The 1,414-nt window shown below is 61.5% G+C and carries 1 protein-coding gene; it reads left to right on the plus strand.

What is annotated here, in order from left to right:
- The first annotated feature begins 329 nt into the window (after nt 1-329).
- Complete coding sequence (locus tag RUM_RS11700; RefSeq protein WP_015559299.1) at nt 330-1,289, plus strand: Ger(x)C family spore germination C-terminal domain-containing protein; 960 nt, start codon at nt 330-332, stop codon at nt 1,287-1,289.
- Nucleotides 1,290-1,414 lie beyond the last annotated feature (125 nt).

Below are 1,414 nucleotides of genomic sequence, written 5' to 3' on the forward strand. Positions count from 1 at the left end.
GTTCGTTCTCCACAAGCGAGGGGAGAGTTGTGGAAAAGAGAGTACGGTTGTCGCTCGCATGGCGGTAGATGGGTCATGCGTGACCCATCCGGTTAACTAAGTAGAGCATGATATGCTCCCTGGGTTGTCTCCCCAAGCATCCGGTAAACCCGTACTGCGTAGCTGTAGCACGCAGAGTATCAGAGAACGCCCGGAAAAGATGGTCGCTGAACGGCAAAAGGGGTCATGCGCCACCGCCCCGGTTCAACAAATAGAACAACGAAAGAGAAAATCAAACCAAAGCATACATGCAACACCACCCATCGGGCAACGCCCGGAAAGGAGATCCCATGAAACACAAACGGCTGACGCTGCTGCTTGCCACCCTGCTGCTTACCGGCTGCACCGGCACCGCACAGGTCCAGAACCGGGCATTCGTCCAGCTTCTGGGGGCGGATGCTGACCGGAACGCCAACCGGGTCACCGCCGTTTCCTTCGGCATGGAGGAGCCTGCATCCGGCACCGGGGAGACCCTGCTCACCGCACTGGAGGCTGCCCAATGCCGGTACGACCGGGCGCTGATGCTGGGGCATACCCAGGTACTGGTGTGCGGCAAGGGAGGACTGGAGCAGCGGCTGTCCCTGCTGCTGGACGGGAACCGGATCTCGCCGGGCTGCCGGCTGGTGTGTGCGGACGATGCCGCAAGGGTGCTGGAGGAAACCGGTGCCGGCCTGGAAACCGCCCTGTCCCGGATGGCGGAGGGGGGCGCTTTGTATGCCCCCGCCGTCAGCGATACCCTGTCGGATCTGCTGGGGGCAAGCGGCATGGCGGTGGTGCCCTATGTGTCCGGCTCGGATCTGGGCATGTGCGTGGTGGATCAGGCGGGAAACATCCGCACCACCCTGAGCGAGGAGGCATGCAGAGGGGTGGCACTGCTGCGGGAAAAAAACCGGGACACGGTGCTTGGGATCCCCACAGAGCAGGGCACCCTGTCCTACGAGATCCACAGCTGCAGCTACAAGCTGGATCTGGAAACGGCGGAGGGGCTGACGGCGGTGCTGTCCTTCCGGATCACAGGGGAATGCGCCGAGGCATGCGAGCAGGGGCAGCTGCGCAAAGGGGTGCAGCAGGCGGTGACGGAGCTGTGCCGGGCGGCGGTGCTGGAAACCGTGTGCGTCTATGGGGTGGATCTTCTGGATCTGGAACGGGCGGCACGGCATCAGGATCCGGCGTTTTTTGCCGCCCATCAGGAGGAATGGAGTGCTGTCATTGCGCAGGCTGGCTTCCGGTGCGAGGTGCGTGTGGAGTAGCATGTCCGCCCTGTTGGATTTTTGTGACCGTTTGCTTTTTTGTGTTTTCTTATGCTCTGCGTGCGCCACATACGCAGTACGGGTTTACCGATGTCTTGGGGAGATGTGTGTGACTCTATTTCATT

This window comes from Ruminococcus champanellensis 18P13 = JCM 17042 (assembly GCF_000210095.1).
Lineage (GTDB): Bacteria > Bacillota > Clostridia > Oscillospirales > Ruminococcaceae > Ruminococcus_F > Ruminococcus_F champanellensis.